This is a genomic window from Roseivirga sp. AWQ4_251 (assembly GCF_056158225.1).
On sequence record NZ_JBSWSW010000002.1, the window covers coordinates 1886833 to 1902094 of the forward strand.

Below are 15262 nucleotides of genomic sequence, written 5' to 3' on the forward strand. Positions count from 1 at the left end.
GAAATTTTATTAAAATACGTGGATTTTACCTTTGGACAAAATCCTGATAATGAAGAGCTAAGGAAATATTATATTGAAGGCTTATCAATTGATTTTTTGCTATGGAAAAAGTGTATGAATTTGATACTGAAATTGTTGGCGGTGATGAAAGATGGCCCGAAGCGGCTGGCATCATTCCTCCTTTTAGCATTGAAAAGGAATTTGGTACAAGAGGTCAGGTAAAAGTGAAGGCAACTTTTGATGGAGTACCTTATCAGGGTTCAATTTCCAATATGGGCACAGGCCATATGCTGATGATCAGAAAGGACATTCGCGCAGCCATCCAGAAGAATGTTGGCGATACCGTTCACGTTACCATTCAAAAAGATACTTCGGAAAGAATTGTGGAAGTTCCGGAAGAGCTTCAGGCTGCTTTCAAACAAAACCCAGAAGCAGAAGAATTTTACAACACCCTTTCGTACACCAACAGGAAAGAATACGCGAGATGGATTGCGGACGCCAAAAGGCAAGAAACCAAGGACAAAAGATTAGCAAAAACTATTGAAATGCTTTTGAGTGGGGTAAAGCATCCGTAAGAAAACTTCTTTTTTGAAGGCTATCCATTAAGGTAACCGCTAGTTTTTCATTGCCTTCGGGGTATAAATGGCAAAAATCCATGTACACATTTTTCATATGGTCTACCGCAAATCTCAGATCTATAAAATGAGGTTGAAGCGTACTATATTCTTCAGTATTCAAAAGTGAAATTACTTCTTTGTAATACTCATAACCGTTTTTGCGGCTGTTATTGAGAATGTCTTTGCGGTTGGGATTTATTTGAGGGTTTCCTACAAACGCATTGGGTTGAAGAATACAATAAAATTCCGCTCCAATGCTTTCAGAACTATTTTTGATGAGTAGCCATGATTCCAAAAGCTCTTTGGCGGCTGCTTTATTTCTTTCTGCCGAAAACACCTTGGGTTCTCCTTGCTCAACTTTCTTCTTTTTGGATTTTAGTATCTGAAGCATTAGTCTTGTGGACTTCAGAAAATAAGGCTTTTCGGCATTCCAACTATCCTGGCCCTTCATCGCTTTAATAATTTGATCTTCTCTGTGATTTTCAAAGGGTTCTGCGATAAATGCTGGGGAATTATTCACCCCATCCGTGGAGATGACCAGTGTAGGTTTGGCGCCCTTCATTAACATTTGTTGAAAGAAAATATAGTTTTGAAAAGCTGTATATCCAGATTCTCCATAATTTAGAACTGTGGCTGGAAAACTTAAGTGTTTGGCAAAATAGGAAGGAAGCGTTTGATCATCGGCAACACCAGTTCCCCATGTGGTAGAGCCACCTAAAAACACGATTAGACTGTCACCCGGTGTGTTACTTGAGCTTGTAGCTCTAAGCCCTTCTTCATTGATATTGATGAGTTTCCCTTGAAAAGGTTTCTTTCTCCAGCCAATATAGGATTTGTAGGTCAACTCAAGTGAGTTGAATTCTGTATTGAATTTTTTAACCCATTCTTGATCTGGATTTTCAGGCTGTTGAGGAGTAGTATCTCTTCCTTTCTCAAATTCACGATGATCCAAAATAATAGCACAACTCAATTCTACCACCAAAAGAATGGCGCAAAGCACCAAAAGGTTAATGAAAAGTAGATTGATGCCCTTGTTCATAAAAACTAGAAGATGAAATGAAAAATGGAGGTTGAAAGCTTGGCTTTACCAAGTTAAACTTACCAAAGATTCTCTAAATCTTTTAGCGTAAATGTATGATTCCGGCTTTCAAACAGAGATTCTCTTTGTTTTCCCTTTAAGTTGAAGTTGTCTTCTTTTCCTGAAATGCGCTTCAAAAGCGCTAATGGGGTAAGAAATACTAAATAAAGAACACTCATTAAAATTCCGCCTGTCACTTTGCCTAAAAGAGCTCCTAATTTAAACCAGAACAAACCAACATAATGGGCGGATCGAGGAATAGCTACACAGATGATCCCAATGCCTAAAGAGACGTAAAGGAGTGCTTCTATTTTCCAAATGAAATAAAAAAGAACGAGCCCGGTACAAAGGCCGAGCACCATACCTTCTGCATTTACCTTGGATGGGAATTTATCTTTGCTCATTTCGGGCTAAAAAAGAGAATAGATAAATGGCGATGCTGCAGAGCCTCCACCAAAAACAATCAGGGCACCCAACAATAGCAACATCAAAACGATAGGCACAAGCCAGTATTTTTTTCTTTCTAGCAGAAATTTCAACAAGTCTTTAACTACTGACATTCCGATTTATTTAAAATAAAAGAACCTAAAACTAAATAATCCATATGGGTTTTCATAAAGCAATTATATGCATCATTTAAACTGCAAACGATGGGCTCATCCTTAACATTAAAGCTTGTATTGATCAGTAAGGAATGACCAGTTTGCTGTTTGAAAGTAGATAAAAGTTTATGCAGAAGAGGATTGGTTTTACTGTCTACTGTTTGAATACGGCTTGAGTAATCAACGTGAGTAATGCCTGGGAAGGCCGATTTTTCGAGTTTGCTTTTGTCCATCATCGACTTTTGTTCGAAGTCTTCTGTAAGCGGAATTCTGAATTCATCTAGAATAGGGGCAACCAATGCCATGTATGGAGAAGGCGTATTTAAATCGAAATACTGAGATAGATCTTCTTCGAGCAATACTGGAGCAAATGGCCTGAAAAACTCCCTGAATTTAATTTTTTGGTTAACTGTTTTTTGAATGTCGGGTGTTTTGGGATTGGCAAGAATGCTGCGTGCTCCAAGAGCTCGGGCTCCAAATTCCATTCTGCCCTGCATCCAGCCTATTACAGCTCCATTGCTCAGAATTTCAGAAGTAGCTTCACAAAGCGCATCTTGATTTTCGGATTTGGTATAAGGGATCTTTCGCGATTCAAGAAAGCCTTCTATTTGTTGGTCGGTAAACTCAGGACCCAAAAATGAAATTTCATTTTTGGCTTCTATCGTTCTTTTCTCAGCTTCTGGATGTGCTAAATAATACGAAGAAAAAGCTGCTCCAATGGCACTGCCGGAATCTCCAACGGCTGGCGGAACATGCACCGAATCAAATATTTTCTCTTTTATCAAAAGGCCATTGGCTACGCAATTGTAGGCCACGCCACCTGAAAGACACAAATTTTTTGAACCCGATACCTTTTTTGCTTCAAGCGCCAATTTGAGTATGATTTCTTCCGTAACATCTTGGGCGGCCAAAGCAAAGTCACAGTGTATAGATTCAAGCGTCTCGTTTTCATTTCTTTGACCAATTCCGAAAAGATCTTTCCACTTTTCAGAAGTTATCATCCTTTCTCCTTTCAAAAACTCGAAATAATGTAGGTTGAGCTGTATGGAGCCATCTCCATAAACTTTAACCAGTTCTTTTTCAATTTTCGACTTGAAGTTTTGGTAAGCCTCTGTTTTTCGATTTCCGTAGGGCGCTAAACCCATCATTTTATATTCACCATCGTTCACCTTGAAGCCTAAAAACTGTGTGAATGAAGAATACAGAAGGCCTACCGAGTGGGGGAAATGCTGTTCTTTTACTGCGGTAATTTCTGTGCCATTGGCTTTAAAAATTGCAGAAGTGGTCCATTCGCCTACACCATCGATAGTTAATATGGCACTTTCAGTATAAGCTGAAGTGAAATAAGCCCATGCGGCATGCGAAAGGTGGTGTTCCGAAAATAAGAATTTGGCCTGTTTGAACTTTCCAAGGTCAAGCGCATTCAGTTCATCTTTGATAAGTTTTTTGAAGAAGATTTTCTCTTTGATCCACTCGGGTATGTGCTTAACGAAAGCTTTAATGCCAAATGGAGCTACGGCATAAAATGATTCCAAAACCCTTTCGAACTTGACAAATGGTTTGTCGTAGAAAACAATCTCTTCAATTTCTGAAAGGTCGACTTTGGCCCTATCCAAACAGAATTTTATGGAATGGGCAGGAAAGGAAGAATCGTGCTTTTTTCTTGTAAATCGTTCTTCTTGGGCAGCGGCAATAATCTGATCATTTATTAACAAACATGCTGCGGAGTCATGATAAAAAGCACTAATGCCGAGTGTATAGCCCATTTCTTTTGACAGTAGATAATTTCTGGTTTTTCAAGTTTTAACTTGAAGGCGGCAATATAAAGAGTACTTCTGAAAAAAAATGGGAAGAAGAAAAAGAAAGCCTCTTTGATTTTTAAAGAGGCTTAAGGTGTATTTGTTAAGAGAAAAAAGTTGAATCAGATCCGCTTCCAGAATACTCTCCTAGAGTGATTTCTTTAATACTGGCCATTTTAGAGATATACGGTTTTGACCATTTGGCCTTTTTTGAAGTGGTTTCATTTTTTTTTAAAGTGTTCATTTGGTTGAATTTTGGTGAGCTATAAAACTATTTAAACATAGTGTTTAAATGAAGAGGGAATTAACATTTGTTTTGGGTATCAATTTATTGTTAAATGCGGGTTGAATTTTTAATCCTTCTCGTTTGTCAAGGTGCTTTTTAGGATTTTGCCATGATCAAATCAGCATCTGGGCCATCACCGCGCTTAGTGCGCCTAGAATAGAAATCGAAAATCTTTTCCAGTTAAGCTTATGGCTTGGGTCAGTTTCAATAAAAATGGTGGTCGAAATTTGCAAGAAACCTCCGGCTACAACGGCAAAGAAAACGATCATGTATTCACTATTCAAAATTGAAGAGTGGCTGAAGAACTCTGAGGTAAGAAGACCTAATGGAGAACTGATGGCAAATACAATCAATAGCAAGAAAGCCTTGGTTTTATTTTTCAGCTGACTAACCAAAAGTGCAGTTAAAGCCATAGCCGCTGGGATTTTATGCATTACAATACCTAAAAGAATTTTCGGAGAACTGCCATGGCTGTAGACACTGTCGGGAGCATGGTTGGAGTGTAGTGAATCGGTTAAGATTGAACCTTCCAAAAATGAATGGAGTGCCAAAGCGATAAGTAGATAGGCAACCGGTGCGCCTGGGTGAATGTGTAAATGGCCGTGCTCAACTCCATTGGAGAAGTTTTCCAGTATCTTCTGTAAAAAGAAACCGATCAGAATGTAAAGTCCCAAATTGAAAGGGTCTTCACCGCTTAAAAACAAATCAGGAATGAGGTGAATTACCGTCATTGAAAAGAGGTAGGCACCCGCAAAAATCAAAAAGGACTTAATTCGATTTTCGTTGAACGTTTTTTTGCCCAGCATGAAAAAGCCAGGTAATAAAGCGCTGATCAGTAAAATGGTAATGGATATGAGCAAGATTTTTATTTTAATGCAACATTATTGCAAAGATTGGAAAGAAAATCGTAAAACTTCCTAAATGGTTCCCTAAGTTATCAATTCTATTGATTGCTCACTGTTTTGGTAGCTAAGCCTGGCGATACGTAATGTTCAGTTTCTCCATTTTCACCCGCAAAAATAAAGTAGCATTCCAAGCTGGGATCGTTTAATATCATCTCTTTCGCTTTTTCAAGGCCCATGGCCATACAGGCTGTTGCATAGGCATCGGCATACATACAGGAGGGTGCCACAACAGTAGCACTTAATAGTGTGATCATTTTTGGGTACCCCGTTTTTGGGTCGATGGTATGGGCGACCTTTTTGCCGTCTACAAAGCGGAAATTGCGATAATTCCCGGAAGTAGCCATGCCTTGGTTGTTCAATTGGATAGCATCAAACACTCCACCAACGTGGTTTTCGTCAGGTATTTCAATGCCAATTGTCCAGATTTCTCCTTTTTCATTTTTGCCATTGGCCCTTACCTCTCCTCCAATTTCAACCATCAGGTTGTCAATGCCTTCTTTTCTCAAATAATTGGCCACTACATCAATCGCTTGACCTTTGGCTATTGCCGAAAAGTTGAGCTTAATGCCCGGTAACGATTTTGAAACTTGGTTTTCGTCAAAAATCACTTTCTCCAGACCCACATAAGCTAAGATGGAATCAACTTGGCCACTGTCTAACTTCATCATATTTCCATCTCCAAAGCCCCAAGCATCTACCAATGGGCCCACTGTTGGGTCAAAATATCCTCCGGATTTGTCGTAAACTTCTTTGCTAGCTTTTAAAACCTCAGGAAAATATGGGTAACCAAAGCCTGTTTTGCCTTCTTTATTAAAAGTTGAGATTTCAGAATTGGGTACGTAAGTGGAAAGCGACTGATTGAAGTCCGTCAGAATAGAGTTGATTTGCGGTTGAAGGTTTCGCTTATCCTTGTCTAGGTATTTGATGTTATAGGGAACCACTCCCATGGTAATTCCTTTTACATTCACAAGTTGCAAATCGTTGCCTTTTCTGTATTGCCAAACAACATAAATGGCAATGACCAAAACCACTAAATATATGCGCGAGCGTGTATTCCTATTCATGGGTAAAACTTTGGGCAAAGATATACGATCCGTTTTCGGAATACTGGATTTATGGATTATTTTGAACTTGAAACGAAGCTCTTTTGAGCCACTCGCAAAGTATCTATTATCTTAGCAAAAAGATTGGTGAATGCGTGAAGACTATTTAAGTGCTGATGATGAAAATTTTAGTCCGGAAGAGAAGGATATTGAAAGAGCTCTTCGGCCACTAAGTTTTGAGGATTTTACTGGGCAGCACAAAATTGTGGAGAACTTGCGGGTGTTTGTTATGGCCGCAAAAATGCGTTCCGAGCCTCTAGATCACGTCCTACTTCATGGTCCTCCTGGTTTGGGAAAAACCACTTTGTCGAACATTATTGCCAATGAGCTTAATGCCGATATTAAGGTGACTTCAGGCCCCGTTTTGGATAAACCTAGTGATTTAGCCGGTTTGCTAACCAATTTGGAACATGGCGATGTGCTGTTCATTGATGAAATCCATCGCTTAAATCCTATAGTGGAGGAATACCTTTATTCTGCTATGGAAGATTATAAAATCGACATTATGCTCGATTCTGGCCCAAATGCTCGGACGGTTCAGATTTCTCTCGAACCTTTCACTTTAATTGGCGCTACAACACGTTCAGGACTTCTTACTTCTCCTTTGCGCGCTCGTTTCGGAATCAATGCACGTTTGGAGTATTACGATGCCAAATTGCTCACCCGAATTGTCCAGCGTTCATCTGATATTTTGAATACGCCAATAAAAGATGACGCAGCTTTTGAAATTGCGAGAAGGAGCCGCGGAACCCCACGTATTGCCAATAATCTTTTGAGAAGAACAAGAGACTTTGCCCAGATTAAAGGAACAGGTACCATTACCAAAGAAATAAGCGAAATTGCCTTGAGTGCTTTGGATGTGGATTCACACGGTTTAGACGAAATGGACAATCGAATTTTACTGACCATTATTGAGAAGTTTAAAGGTGGCCCTGTGGGAATTTCAACCATTGCCACTGCAGTAGGCGAAGAGGCCGAAACCATTGAAGAAGTGTATGAACCCTTTTTGATTCAAGAAGGCTATATCAAAAGGACATCTCGTGGAAGGGAAGCTACGGAACTCGCTTATAAACATTTGAATCTGAAAGCTCCAGGCCAAACGGGTACTTTGTTTGATTGAAGAAACCATTGAATTCTCTTTTTGAGAAGATTTAGCGGGCTGTTCAAATAACCATCCTTTTCAAAAGGGAAATGATCTAATATCCTTTGTTTCTGCTTATTCGTTATGGTTTTTTGAAAAATGTATCCGCGTTTGTGACAATTCCGGATTTTTTTCAACTAATACTTTTGAGTAGCAGTAAAATGAAACCTGAAAAGCGTCAATTTCTTCAAATCATAAATAATAACACCGGGGCAATAAGAAGCCTTTGCAAGTTTTATTTTATCAGTGATGAAGATCAAAAGGACGCTTTTCAAGACGTAATTCTGCAACTCTGGAAGTCTTTTGATTCTTTCCGTGGCGATTCTCAGATAAAAACCTGGGTTTACCGGGTAAGCCTCAATACCATTCTCGATAAAATTAGAAGAAGCAAAAAATCAGTTGAAGCTCAATCAATTGATTTGGCTCAGCTCTCCATTGCCAATGCTGGAGCGGACGATAATGTTGAGCTGCTTTCTCTGGTCATCCAATCTTTGAAGGACGTAGACAAGGCGATTGTTCTCTTGTATTTGGAAGGATACCAAAACAAGGAAATTGCCGAAATACTCAAAATGACTTCTACCAATGTGTCGACTCGCCTGAATAGAATTAAGGTAGAGTTGAAAAGGAAATTTAAGAGCAACTGTCATGCAACTGGAAAACCTTAAAGAAGCTTGGAAGCAGCATAAGCTTTCAAATGCCTTGCATTATATCGATTCAAGCGAGGTTCTTTCCATAATAGAGAACCAAGCGCCTTCGGGGAAATCTCGCCCACACGCAATCTTTCTTCATGTGGTTATGGTCATTGTGATTACAATTTGCTGCCAAGGAGGATGATTTCATTTATTATTTGGAATGTTGATCCTAATATTATTCCTGGGTTTGAATATCTGAGATGGTATGGCTTCTGTTGGCTTTTGGGTGCAGTTCTAGGCTATAAGATTATGCTTAGAATTTACAACTCAGAGGGGATTTCGAACTTAGAACTGGATAAACTTACGGCTTATGTAATGTTTGGGGCTATAATCGGAGCGCGTTTAGGGCATGTGCTTTTTTATGATCCCGTTTACTACTGGAACAACCCGATTGAAATTCTTCCTATCAGAATTCACCCTACTTTTCAGTTTACCGGTTTAGCAGGTTTGGCCAGCCATGGTGGAATCATTGGTGCTTTACTCGCCATTTATTTTTACAACAGAAAATACCAGCGTGGCTATTTATGGCTTTTGGATAGATTGACGATTGCGGGCGCTGCATTGGGCGGTTTTATTCGCTTGGGCAACTTGATGAATTCTGAGATTATTGGAATTCCCTCCAAAGTTCCATGGGCTTTTGTTTTTGAAAGAATTGATCAGGTTCCAAGGCATCCATCGCAGCTTTATGAGGCGTTGTTCTATTTCATTATCAGTGCTGTTTTGTTTGCCCTCTGGAAGTCCAAAAAGTATTATTACTCAAGTGGATTCATTTTTGGATTGGGAATGGTCTTGATTTTTGCCCAAAGGTTTTTGATAGAATTCCTTAAGGAGAACCAAGTTGCTTTTGAATCTCATTTGAGCCTTAATATGGGGCAATTGCTGAGTATTCCTTTAGTGCTTACGGGCGTTTTGGTAATGATTTGGAGTTTGAGAGTTAAGAAGGTAATGCAAGATGATTTGTAGCCAAACACTGTTCTTTTAAATTTTTTATCGACTGAAAATCGCTTATAGACTACTTTTGGATTCTTTATGCGAATAGGCCTAGCTTTGTTCTTGAAAGAATCCATGAGTCACCAAGTCGCAAAACATACGGCCATTATTAAGCAAACCGCTCAAAAGCTGGGTTTCGATTACTGTGGGATTTCGAAAGCAGAGTTTTTGGAAGAGGAAGCTCCTCGGCTCGAAGCTTGGTTAAAGAATGGCTACCATGGCAAAATGGCTTACATGGAAAATCATTTCGATAAGCGGCTTGATCCCACAAAGCTAGTTCCGGGTGCAAAATCGGTAGTTTCCCTTCTTTATAACTATTGCCCAGCTCAAGATTTAGCAGAGGAAAATCCTCAAAATTTCAAACTCGCTAAATACGCCTATGGCAAGGATTACCATTTTGTAATTAAAGATAAGCTCAAAGAGTTTATGTCCATTCTGAATGAAGAAATCGGAGAATTAGAAGGTCGCGTGTTTGTGGATTCCGCTCCGGTAATGGAAAGGCAATGGGCAGCTAAGAGTGGCTTGGGTTGGATGGGCAAAAACACTCTTTTAATCAACAAATCGAGCGGTAGCTTTTTCTTTTTGGCCGAGTTGATCATTGATGTAGAATTAGAACCCGATGGCCCAATCAAGGACTATTGCGGAACTTGTACCCGCTGCGTGGATGCTTGCCCAACAGATGCCATCACACCTTATAATGTGGACGCCAGCAAATGCATTTCTTACCTAACCATTGAATTGAAAGATAGCATTCCCGATGAGTTTTCAGGTAAAATGGAAAACTGGGTTTTCGGTTGTGACATTTGCCAGGATGTCTGTCCTTGGAATCGCTTTTCAAAATCGCACCACGAACCTCAATTTCTACCCAATAATGACCTTTTATCACTTTTTAACAATAATTGGGAAGATTTAACAGAGGAGGTTTTTAGGGTAGTTTTTAAAGGTTCTGCAGTTAAAAGAACCAAGTTGGACGGGCTAAAAAGAAACCTTAAAATGGGTGGAAAAAAGTAACCCGCTACTTTTGCAGCGGGTGAGTTTTTAACTTTTAATAAGTTGTAAGTAAGAATTGTTCTTCGAGAACATGTCCGTATAAGTGCCCAAATTTAGCGTAGCACCAACGTTTTAATTCTCCTAACTCTTCGCTCATTAAAGACTTAATGGCTTTTCTCAACTCTTTTTCAAAAAGCTTTTTGTCAAAGCTGACCTTCGAGAGGATCGTTTTGAAATACTCCAACATGTTAAGATCGTTTAGGGTTATGAATCTATTATGCCTTATGCACGTAAGGAACAACGCATCAAATTACGTTTTAGTTACCCCGAAAAAATAATTTATCTTTAAATCCTTTTCGTTTGAGGCTTAGCCAAGATAAGAAATTATGATGAGAAATACCAGTTTGAAATTTGTCCTCTCGGTTTGTCTACTGCTGTGGGCGGGCCTTCTTAAGGCGCAAGATATATCAGTGGAATTGGGCCCTGGTGATGTGGGCCTCAACGAGCTTTTTACCATAAAAGTGACCATTCAAAACGGGAAACTTCGCGATTATTCAGACTTTCCAGAAATTGATGGATTTGTGAAAAGAGGCACATCCTCTTCTAGCAGTACTAATATTATCAATGGCCAGGTAAGCTCATCGCAAAGTATTACACAGCGCTATTTGCCTCTGGAAGAAGGAACTTTCACGCTTAAACCATTTTCCATCAAAGTGAATGGAGAAAGCGTTTCTTCAAACGGAAAAAGCATCAAGGTTGGCCCTCCTGTAGATAGGAGAAGAAATGCCAGAAGAGACCCTTTCGGCAAAAGCCCATTCGATAATTTCTTTGGAGAAGAAAAGGATACCGAATTTGTAGATGTGAAAGAGGACGCCTTCTTGGCACTTACCACAGATAAGGATGAAGTTTATGTTGGCGAGGGCTTTACAATGACCTTTGCTTTTTACGTGGCTGATGCCAATAGAGCACCTCTTCAGTTTAACGATGCAGGAAAACAACTTTCCGAAGTGCTTAAAGACTTGCGTCCTGAAAACTGCTGGGAAGAGAATTTCAATATCGAAAACATATATGGTGAGCGAGTGACCATTCAAGGCAAAACTTACACCCGATACAAGATTTATCAGGCTTCTTACTTTCCTTTAAACGTAGAACCGGTTGTTTTCCCTTCGGTTCCTTTTGAAATGATCAAGTACAGAGTGGCTAAATCGCCTTCCTTCTTCGGTCGCGATAGACAAGAGGATTTCAAAACCTTCTATTCAAAAGAGAAAAGAGTTAAAGTGAAAGCCTTGCCTCCTCATCCGTTAAAGGATGTGGTAGCGGTTGGCGATTTTCAGCTTGATGAAAAAATCAACAAGCAAACCATGGAAACAGGCAGCAGCTTTGAGTATACCTTCAATATTTATGGAGAAGGTAATATTTCGGGCATCAATGAGCCGAATGTTCCTAGCAATAAGAATATCGATTTTTACCCTCCCGATGTAAATCAAGACATCAACCGTGGAGGCGGAGTTGTTTCAGGCTCTAAAAAATTCAAGTACTACGGCATTCCAAATGAGCCAGGGGAGTACAATATGAAGGATTATTTTAGCTGGGTGTTCTTCAACCCTAAAACTGCTAAGTATGATACCCTTCGGTCGGAAGTAAAGTTTGAAGTTACGGGAGAAAGCAAAAGAAACATTTCCATTTCAAGCCAAGAATTGGGCTCATTCTACGATTCTATCAATGATGAACCCAACGAATTACAGAGTTTAAAGGAAGATAAAACCATGCAGGTCATTGCCAATATTTTAATATTGGCTATGTTAGCAGGCGCTGGATTTATCTACTTTAAAAATTAATGGGCAATAGTTTCGGAACCCTTTTCAGAATTCATACTTACGGAGAGTCACATGGTAAGGCTCTTGGTGTAATTATAGATGGCTGCCCCGCTGGGCTAGAAATCGATGAGGCTTTTATTCAATCGGAATTGGATAGAAGAAAACCTGGTCAATCAAAAATCACTACACAGCGAAAAGAAGCTGATGAGTTTGAAATTGTTTCAGGGGTTTTTGAAGGCAAATCGACCGGTACGCCCATTAGTATTATCATTAGAAATCAAGACCAGAAGAGTAAGGATTATTCGCACATAGCCGATAAGTTTAGGCCTTCTCATGCCGATTATACCTTTCATGCCAAGTATGGCATTAGAGATTACCGAGGCGGAGGTCGAAGTTCTGCAAGAGAAACGGTTGCTAGAGTGGCGGCCGGAGCTGTCGCTAAAATGCTTCTTAACCACTACGGAATTAGTTTCAATGCCTATGTTTCTCAAGTAGGAAACCTCAAGTTAGAAAAGCATTACTCCGAAATGGATTTGGCCAAAACAGAGGACAATATTGTGCGTTGCCCAGATGCTGAAATGGCTGAAAAAATGATCGATCTCATCGATCAAACTCGAAAAGATAGAGATACCATTGGTGGAATTGTAACGGGTGTAATACAAGGTGTTCCTGCTGGAATTGGTGAACCTGTTTTCGATAAGCTTCATGCTGAATTAGGAAAGGCCATGCTTTCTATCAACGCTGTTAAAGGCTTTGAATATGGAAGCGGTTTTGAAGGTGTTAAAATGAAAGGCTCTGAGCATAACGATGCTTTCTATCAGGATGAAAATATGGTTAAAACAAAAACCAACCTTTCTGGCGGAATTCAGGGCGGAATCTCCAATGGGGAGGATATTTACTTCAATGTGGCTTTTAAACCTGTGGCTACGATTATGCAAGATCAGGAAAGCATCAATGAAGCTGGTGAAATTGTGACTGTCAGCGGAAAAGGGCGCCACGATCCTTGCGTAGTGCCGCGCGCGGTGCCTATCGTTGAAGCAATGTCAGCTTTGGTTATTGCCGATTATTTGCTAATTAGCAAGACTAATCGATTGTAAGCAATCCCCCTATTTCTATGAAAAAACTTCCTTTGCATGTCAAAATAATGATCGGTTTATTGGCTGGTGTTATTTGGGCATTCGTTTCAAGTGCTTTAGGCTGGAACCAATTCACCATCGACTGGATCGATCCATTCGGACAGATTTTTATCCGCATGCTGAAATACATTGCGGTTCCCTTGGTGTTGTTTTCAATTGTTAGTGGAATTTCTGGTCTTCAGGATATGTCCAAATTGGGTCGAATGGGGGGCAAAACCTTAGCTTTTTACCTAGTTACCACTGTTTTTGCGGTTGGGGTTGGTCTTATTCTCGTGAATATTTTCAGACCTGGCGATTTCATAGATGAAGAGCAGCGGATTAAAAACAGGTTGCAATATGAAAGTTGGGCGGTACAGAATGGTGTTCCTATTTTGGATGGAAAGGACTTTCTGAATGATCCTAAGTATTCGGGCTTGGATTACCAAGTAGAAATGACCGATGCTCAGAAGAAAATGGTAGCTGAAAAACAGGCTGCTGCTGCTCAAAACAAAGATGCTGGTCCTTTGGCATTTTTAGTCGATATGGTTCCTTCCAATATTATGCTTTCACTTTCTAATGATAAGCTGATGTTGCAGGTGATTTTCTTCGCCATATTCTTTGGGATTTGTTTAGCCTTAGTTCCCGATGAAAAGTCAGCCGCTTTAAAGAATTTTGTAGACGCCACCAATGAGGTATTCCTAAAAATGGTGGATTTAGTAATGAAGGCGGCTCCATTCTTTGTGTTCGCTTTATTGGCAGGTGTAATTGCAAAAATGGCTGACACACCTAGTCAGGTTTTAGAAATCTTCAAAGGATTAGCATCGTACTCAGTTACTTTGGTGGCCGGTTTGCTCTTCTTGATTTTCATTTTTTATCCTTTAATTATTCGCTCTTTTGTTAAGAGTTTAACTTATAGGAAGTTCTTCCAAAAAATTAGCCCTGCTCAGTTTTTAGCTTTTTCTACCAGTTCAAGTGCTGCAACACTACCTGTAACTATGGAGTGTGTTGAAGATAATCTTGGGGTTTCTAAGAATGTGTCGAGCTTTGTTCTGCCTATCGGAGCAACTGTAAATATGGACGGAACCAGCCTTTATCAGGCAGTAGCCGTTGTATTTATGGCGCAAATGCACATGGTAGATCTTTCAATTTCTCAGCAATTGACCATCGTATTAACAGCAACTTTGGCGTCAATCGGTTCGGCTGCAGTTCCTAGTGCGGGTATCGTAATGATGGTGGTTGTACTTCAGTCTGTTGGCTTAAACCCTGCATGGATTGCAATCATTTTCCCTGTTGATAGGCCACTAGATATGTTAAGAACTGTGGTGAATGTTACGGGTGATGCTACTGTTTCAACTTTAGTGGCCAAATCCGAAGGAGAATTAAAGGAAGACTAAGAAACTTTTGCCGTAACTTTGCAGTTCAATTGCAGGAGAATAAGATATGAGAGCTGTTAATATTTACATGGAAGCCAACCCAAACCCAAACTCAATGAAGTTTGTGGTCAACTTTATGTTGTTGCAAGATGGCGTTAGCTTCGATTACCCAGATGCTGAGTCTGCAAAAGATTCCCCTTTAGCCCAAGAGCTTTTTAAAATTCCTTCTGTTGAAAGGGTTTTTTACATGAGCAATTTCATCACGGTTACTAAAGATGAATCTGTTGAGTGGTTGGAAATTCAAGATGAAATTAGAGGCGTAATCAAGCCTTATCTTGAAAATGAAAAACCACTAATTCTTCAAGAATTTGATAAGGATCCTCTTTTCGATGAGAACGACACGGAAGTTGTAAAGCAAATCAAAGGGATTCTGGATGAATATATTAGGCCAGCAGTGGAGCAAGATGGCGGAGCGATTGCTTTTTCTTCTTTCCACGAAGGTATTGTGAAAGTAAACCTCCAAGGTTCATGCAGTGGTTGCCCAGCTTCAACTGTCACACTGAAATCAGGAATTGAAAACCTTTTGAAAAGAATGCTTCCTAACGATGTGAAGGAAGTTGTAGCGGAAGGTGTTTAACAAAATTATAATCTGAAATATAAGGTGACTTGCAAAAGTCGCCTTTTTTTATGCTTTTTGGGAAACGTTTGCATGAGGATTAATAAAGCATTGAACTTAGGTTCAATTTGAAAGTCC

General features: G+C 39.8%; 18 protein-coding genes. 10 read left to right on the forward strand and 8 right to left on the reverse strand.

The genetic code is table 11. The features are described from left to right. Positions 1-101 precede the first annotated feature (101 nt). The gene (locus ACXACJ_RS22145; RefSeq protein ID WP_475136621.1) at positions 102-575 is read left to right on the forward strand and encodes a YdeI/OmpD-associated family protein; all 474 of its coding nucleotides are present in this window, start codon (positions 102-104) and stop codon (positions 573-575) included. Here ACXACJ_RS22145 and ACXACJ_RS22150 read toward each other — a convergent pair. The 7 genes from ACXACJ_RS22150 to ACXACJ_RS22180 form a co-directional block, all read right to left on the reverse strand. Beyond that, a complete protein-coding gene (locus tag ACXACJ_RS22150; protein WP_475136622.1) occupies positions 538-1656 on the reverse strand; it encodes an SGNH/GDSL hydrolase family protein in 1119 nt (372 codons plus the stop codon). The two genes, ACXACJ_RS22145 and ACXACJ_RS22150, sit on opposite strands and share 38 nt — an antisense overlap. A gap of 59 nt (positions 1657-1715) precedes the next feature. After that, positions 1716-2099 (reverse strand): SxtJ family membrane protein, encoded by a 384-nt coding sequence (locus ACXACJ_RS22155; RefSeq protein ID WP_475136623.1) that lies wholly within the window; start codon positions 2097-2099, stop codon positions 1716-1718. Positions 2100-2105: 6 nt separating this feature from the next. Next, the gene (locus ACXACJ_RS22160; RefSeq protein WP_475136624.1) at positions 2106-2255 is read right to left on the reverse strand and encodes a DUF5989 family protein; all 150 of its coding nucleotides are present in this window, start codon (positions 2253-2255) and stop codon (positions 2106-2108) included. After that, complete coding sequence (locus tag ACXACJ_RS22165; RefSeq protein WP_475136625.1) at positions 2246-4063, reverse strand: carbamoyltransferase family protein; 1818 nt, start codon at positions 4061-4063, stop codon at positions 2246-2248. The genes ACXACJ_RS22160 and ACXACJ_RS22165 overlap by 10 nt, the downstream gene beginning before the upstream one ends. Before the next feature lie 136 nt (positions 4064-4199). Then, the gene (locus ACXACJ_RS22170) at positions 4200-4340 is read right to left on the reverse strand and encodes a hypothetical protein (RefSeq protein WP_475136626.1); all 141 of its coding nucleotides are present in this window, start codon (positions 4338-4340) and stop codon (positions 4200-4202) included. A gap of 155 nt (positions 4341-4495) precedes the next feature. Then, positions 4496-5242, reverse strand: a complete 747-nt coding sequence (locus ACXACJ_RS22175) for a ZIP family metal transporter (RefSeq protein ID WP_475136627.1) — start codon at positions 5240-5242, stop codon at positions 4496-4498. Between the two features lie 83 nt (positions 5243-5325). Beyond that, positions 5326-6351 carry an FAD:protein FMN transferase gene (locus ACXACJ_RS22180; protein ID WP_475136628.1) on the reverse strand — a complete coding sequence of 342 codons (1026 nt, stop codon included), beginning with the start codon at positions 6349-6351 and terminating at the stop codon, positions 5326-5328. Between the two features lie 130 nt (positions 6352-6481). Here ACXACJ_RS22180 and ruvB point away from each other — a divergent pair, with 130 nt between their 5' ends. From ruvB to queG, 5 genes are all read left to right on the forward strand, one after another. Continuing rightward, positions 6482-7510 (forward strand): Holliday junction branch migration DNA helicase RuvB, encoded by a 1029-nt coding sequence (ruvB, locus tag ACXACJ_RS22185; RefSeq protein WP_475136629.1) that lies wholly within the window; start codon positions 6482-6484, stop codon positions 7508-7510. 167 nt (positions 7511-7677) lie between these two features. Further along, the gene (locus ACXACJ_RS22190; protein WP_475136630.1) at positions 7678-8196 is read left to right on the forward strand and encodes an RNA polymerase sigma factor; all 519 of its coding nucleotides are present in this window, start codon (positions 7678-7680) and stop codon (positions 8194-8196) included. Further along, positions 8177-8365 carry a hypothetical protein gene (locus tag ACXACJ_RS22195; protein ID WP_475136631.1) on the forward strand — a complete coding sequence of 63 codons (189 nt, stop codon included), beginning with the start codon at positions 8177-8179 and terminating at the stop codon, positions 8363-8365. The genes ACXACJ_RS22190 and ACXACJ_RS22195 overlap by 20 nt, the downstream gene beginning before the upstream one ends. Then, complete coding sequence (gene lgt, locus ACXACJ_RS22200; RefSeq protein WP_475136632.1) at positions 8362-9186, forward strand: prolipoprotein diacylglyceryl transferase; 825 nt, start codon at positions 8362-8364, stop codon at positions 9184-9186. Before ACXACJ_RS22195 ends, lgt begins: the two co-directional genes overlap by 4 nt. Positions 9187-9288: 102 nt before the next feature. Then, the gene (gene queG, locus ACXACJ_RS22205; protein ID WP_475136633.1) at positions 9289-10224 is read left to right on the forward strand and encodes a tRNA epoxyqueuosine(34) reductase QueG; all 936 of its coding nucleotides are present in this window, start codon (positions 9289-9291) and stop codon (positions 10222-10224) included. A 34-nt stretch (positions 10225-10258) separates the two neighbouring features. Here queG and ACXACJ_RS22210 read toward each other — a convergent pair whose 3' ends face one another. Continuing rightward, positions 10259-10450 (reverse strand): hypothetical protein, encoded by a 192-nt coding sequence (locus ACXACJ_RS22210; RefSeq protein WP_475136634.1) that lies wholly within the window; start codon positions 10448-10450, stop codon positions 10259-10261. A 139-nt stretch (positions 10451-10589) separates the two neighbouring features. On the opposite strand from ACXACJ_RS22210, the gene ACXACJ_RS22215 reads away from it, so the two are divergent. From ACXACJ_RS22215 to ACXACJ_RS22230, 4 genes are read left to right on the forward strand one after another with little or no spacing between them, the layout of a single operon-like run. Then, a complete protein-coding gene (locus ACXACJ_RS22215) occupies positions 10590-12041 on the forward strand; it encodes a BatD family protein (protein WP_475136635.1) in 1452 nt (483 codons plus the stop codon). Next, positions 12041-13117: a chorismate synthase gene (aroC, locus tag ACXACJ_RS22220; RefSeq protein ID WP_475136636.1), complete on the forward strand. Its 1077-nt coding sequence runs from the start codon at positions 12041-12043 to the stop codon at positions 13115-13117. Before ACXACJ_RS22215 ends, aroC begins: the two co-directional genes overlap by 1 nt. A gap of 47 nt (positions 13118-13164) precedes the next feature. Then, positions 13165-14529 (forward strand): dicarboxylate/amino acid:cation symporter, encoded by a 1365-nt coding sequence (locus ACXACJ_RS22225; protein ID WP_475136637.1) that lies wholly within the window; start codon positions 13165-13167, stop codon positions 14527-14529. A 46-nt stretch (positions 14530-14575) separates the two neighbouring features. Continuing rightward, positions 14576-15145: a NifU family protein gene (locus ACXACJ_RS22230; protein ID WP_475136638.1), complete on the forward strand. Its 570-nt coding sequence runs from the start codon at positions 14576-14578 to the stop codon at positions 15143-15145. Positions 15146-15262 lie beyond the last annotated feature (117 nt).

Coding starts and splice junctions, on each gene's coding strand:
- ACXACJ_RS22145 (WP_475136621.1), top strand. CDS start 102: ATGGAAAAAGTGTATGAATTTGATACTGAAATTGTTGGCGGTGATGAA.
- ACXACJ_RS22150 (WP_475136622.1), bottom strand. CDS start 1,656: ATGAACAAGGGCATCAATCTACTTTTCATTAACCTTTTGGTGCTTTGC.
- ACXACJ_RS22155 (WP_475136623.1), bottom strand. CDS start 2,099: ATGAGCAAAGATAAATTCCCATCCAAGGTAAATGCAGAAGGTATGGTG.
- ACXACJ_RS22160 (WP_475136624.1), bottom strand. CDS start 2,255: ATGTCAGTAGTTAAAGACTTGTTGAAATTTCTGCTAGAAAGAAAAAAA.
- ACXACJ_RS22165 (WP_475136625.1), bottom strand. CDS start 4,063: ATGGGCTATACACTCGGCATTAGTGCTTTTTATCATGACTCCGCAGCA.
- ACXACJ_RS22170 (WP_475136626.1), bottom strand. CDS start 4,340: ATGAACACTTTAAAAAAAAATGAAACCACTTCAAAAAAGGCCAAATGG.
- ACXACJ_RS22180 (WP_475136628.1), bottom strand. CDS start 6,351: ATGAATAGGAATACACGCTCGCGCATATATTTAGTGGTTTTGGTCATT.
- ruvB (WP_475136629.1), top strand. CDS start 6,482: ATGCGTGAAGACTATTTAAGTGCTGATGATGAAAATTTTAGTCCGGAA.
- ACXACJ_RS22195 (WP_475136631.1), top strand. CDS start 8,177: ATGCAACTGGAAAACCTTAAAGAAGCTTGGAAGCAGCATAAGCTTTCA.
- lgt (WP_475136632.1), top strand. CDS start 8,362: ATGATTTCATTTATTATTTGGAATGTTGATCCTAATATTATTCCTGGG.
- queG (WP_475136633.1), top strand. CDS start 9,289: ATGAGTCACCAAGTCGCAAAACATACGGCCATTATTAAGCAAACCGCT.
- ACXACJ_RS22210 (WP_475136634.1), bottom strand. CDS start 10,450: ATGTTGGAGTATTTCAAAACGATCCTCTCGAAGGTCAGCTTTGACAAA.
- ACXACJ_RS22215 (WP_475136635.1), top strand. CDS start 10,590: ATGATGAGAAATACCAGTTTGAAATTTGTCCTCTCGGTTTGTCTACTG.
- aroC (WP_475136636.1), top strand. CDS start 12,041: ATGGGCAATAGTTTCGGAACCCTTTTCAGAATTCATACTTACGGAGAG.
- ACXACJ_RS22225 (WP_475136637.1), top strand. CDS start 13,165: ATGATCGGTTTATTGGCTGGTGTTATTTGGGCATTCGTTTCAAGTGCT.
- ACXACJ_RS22230 (WP_475136638.1), top strand. CDS start 14,576: ATGAGAGCTGTTAATATTTACATGGAAGCCAACCCAAACCCAAACTCA.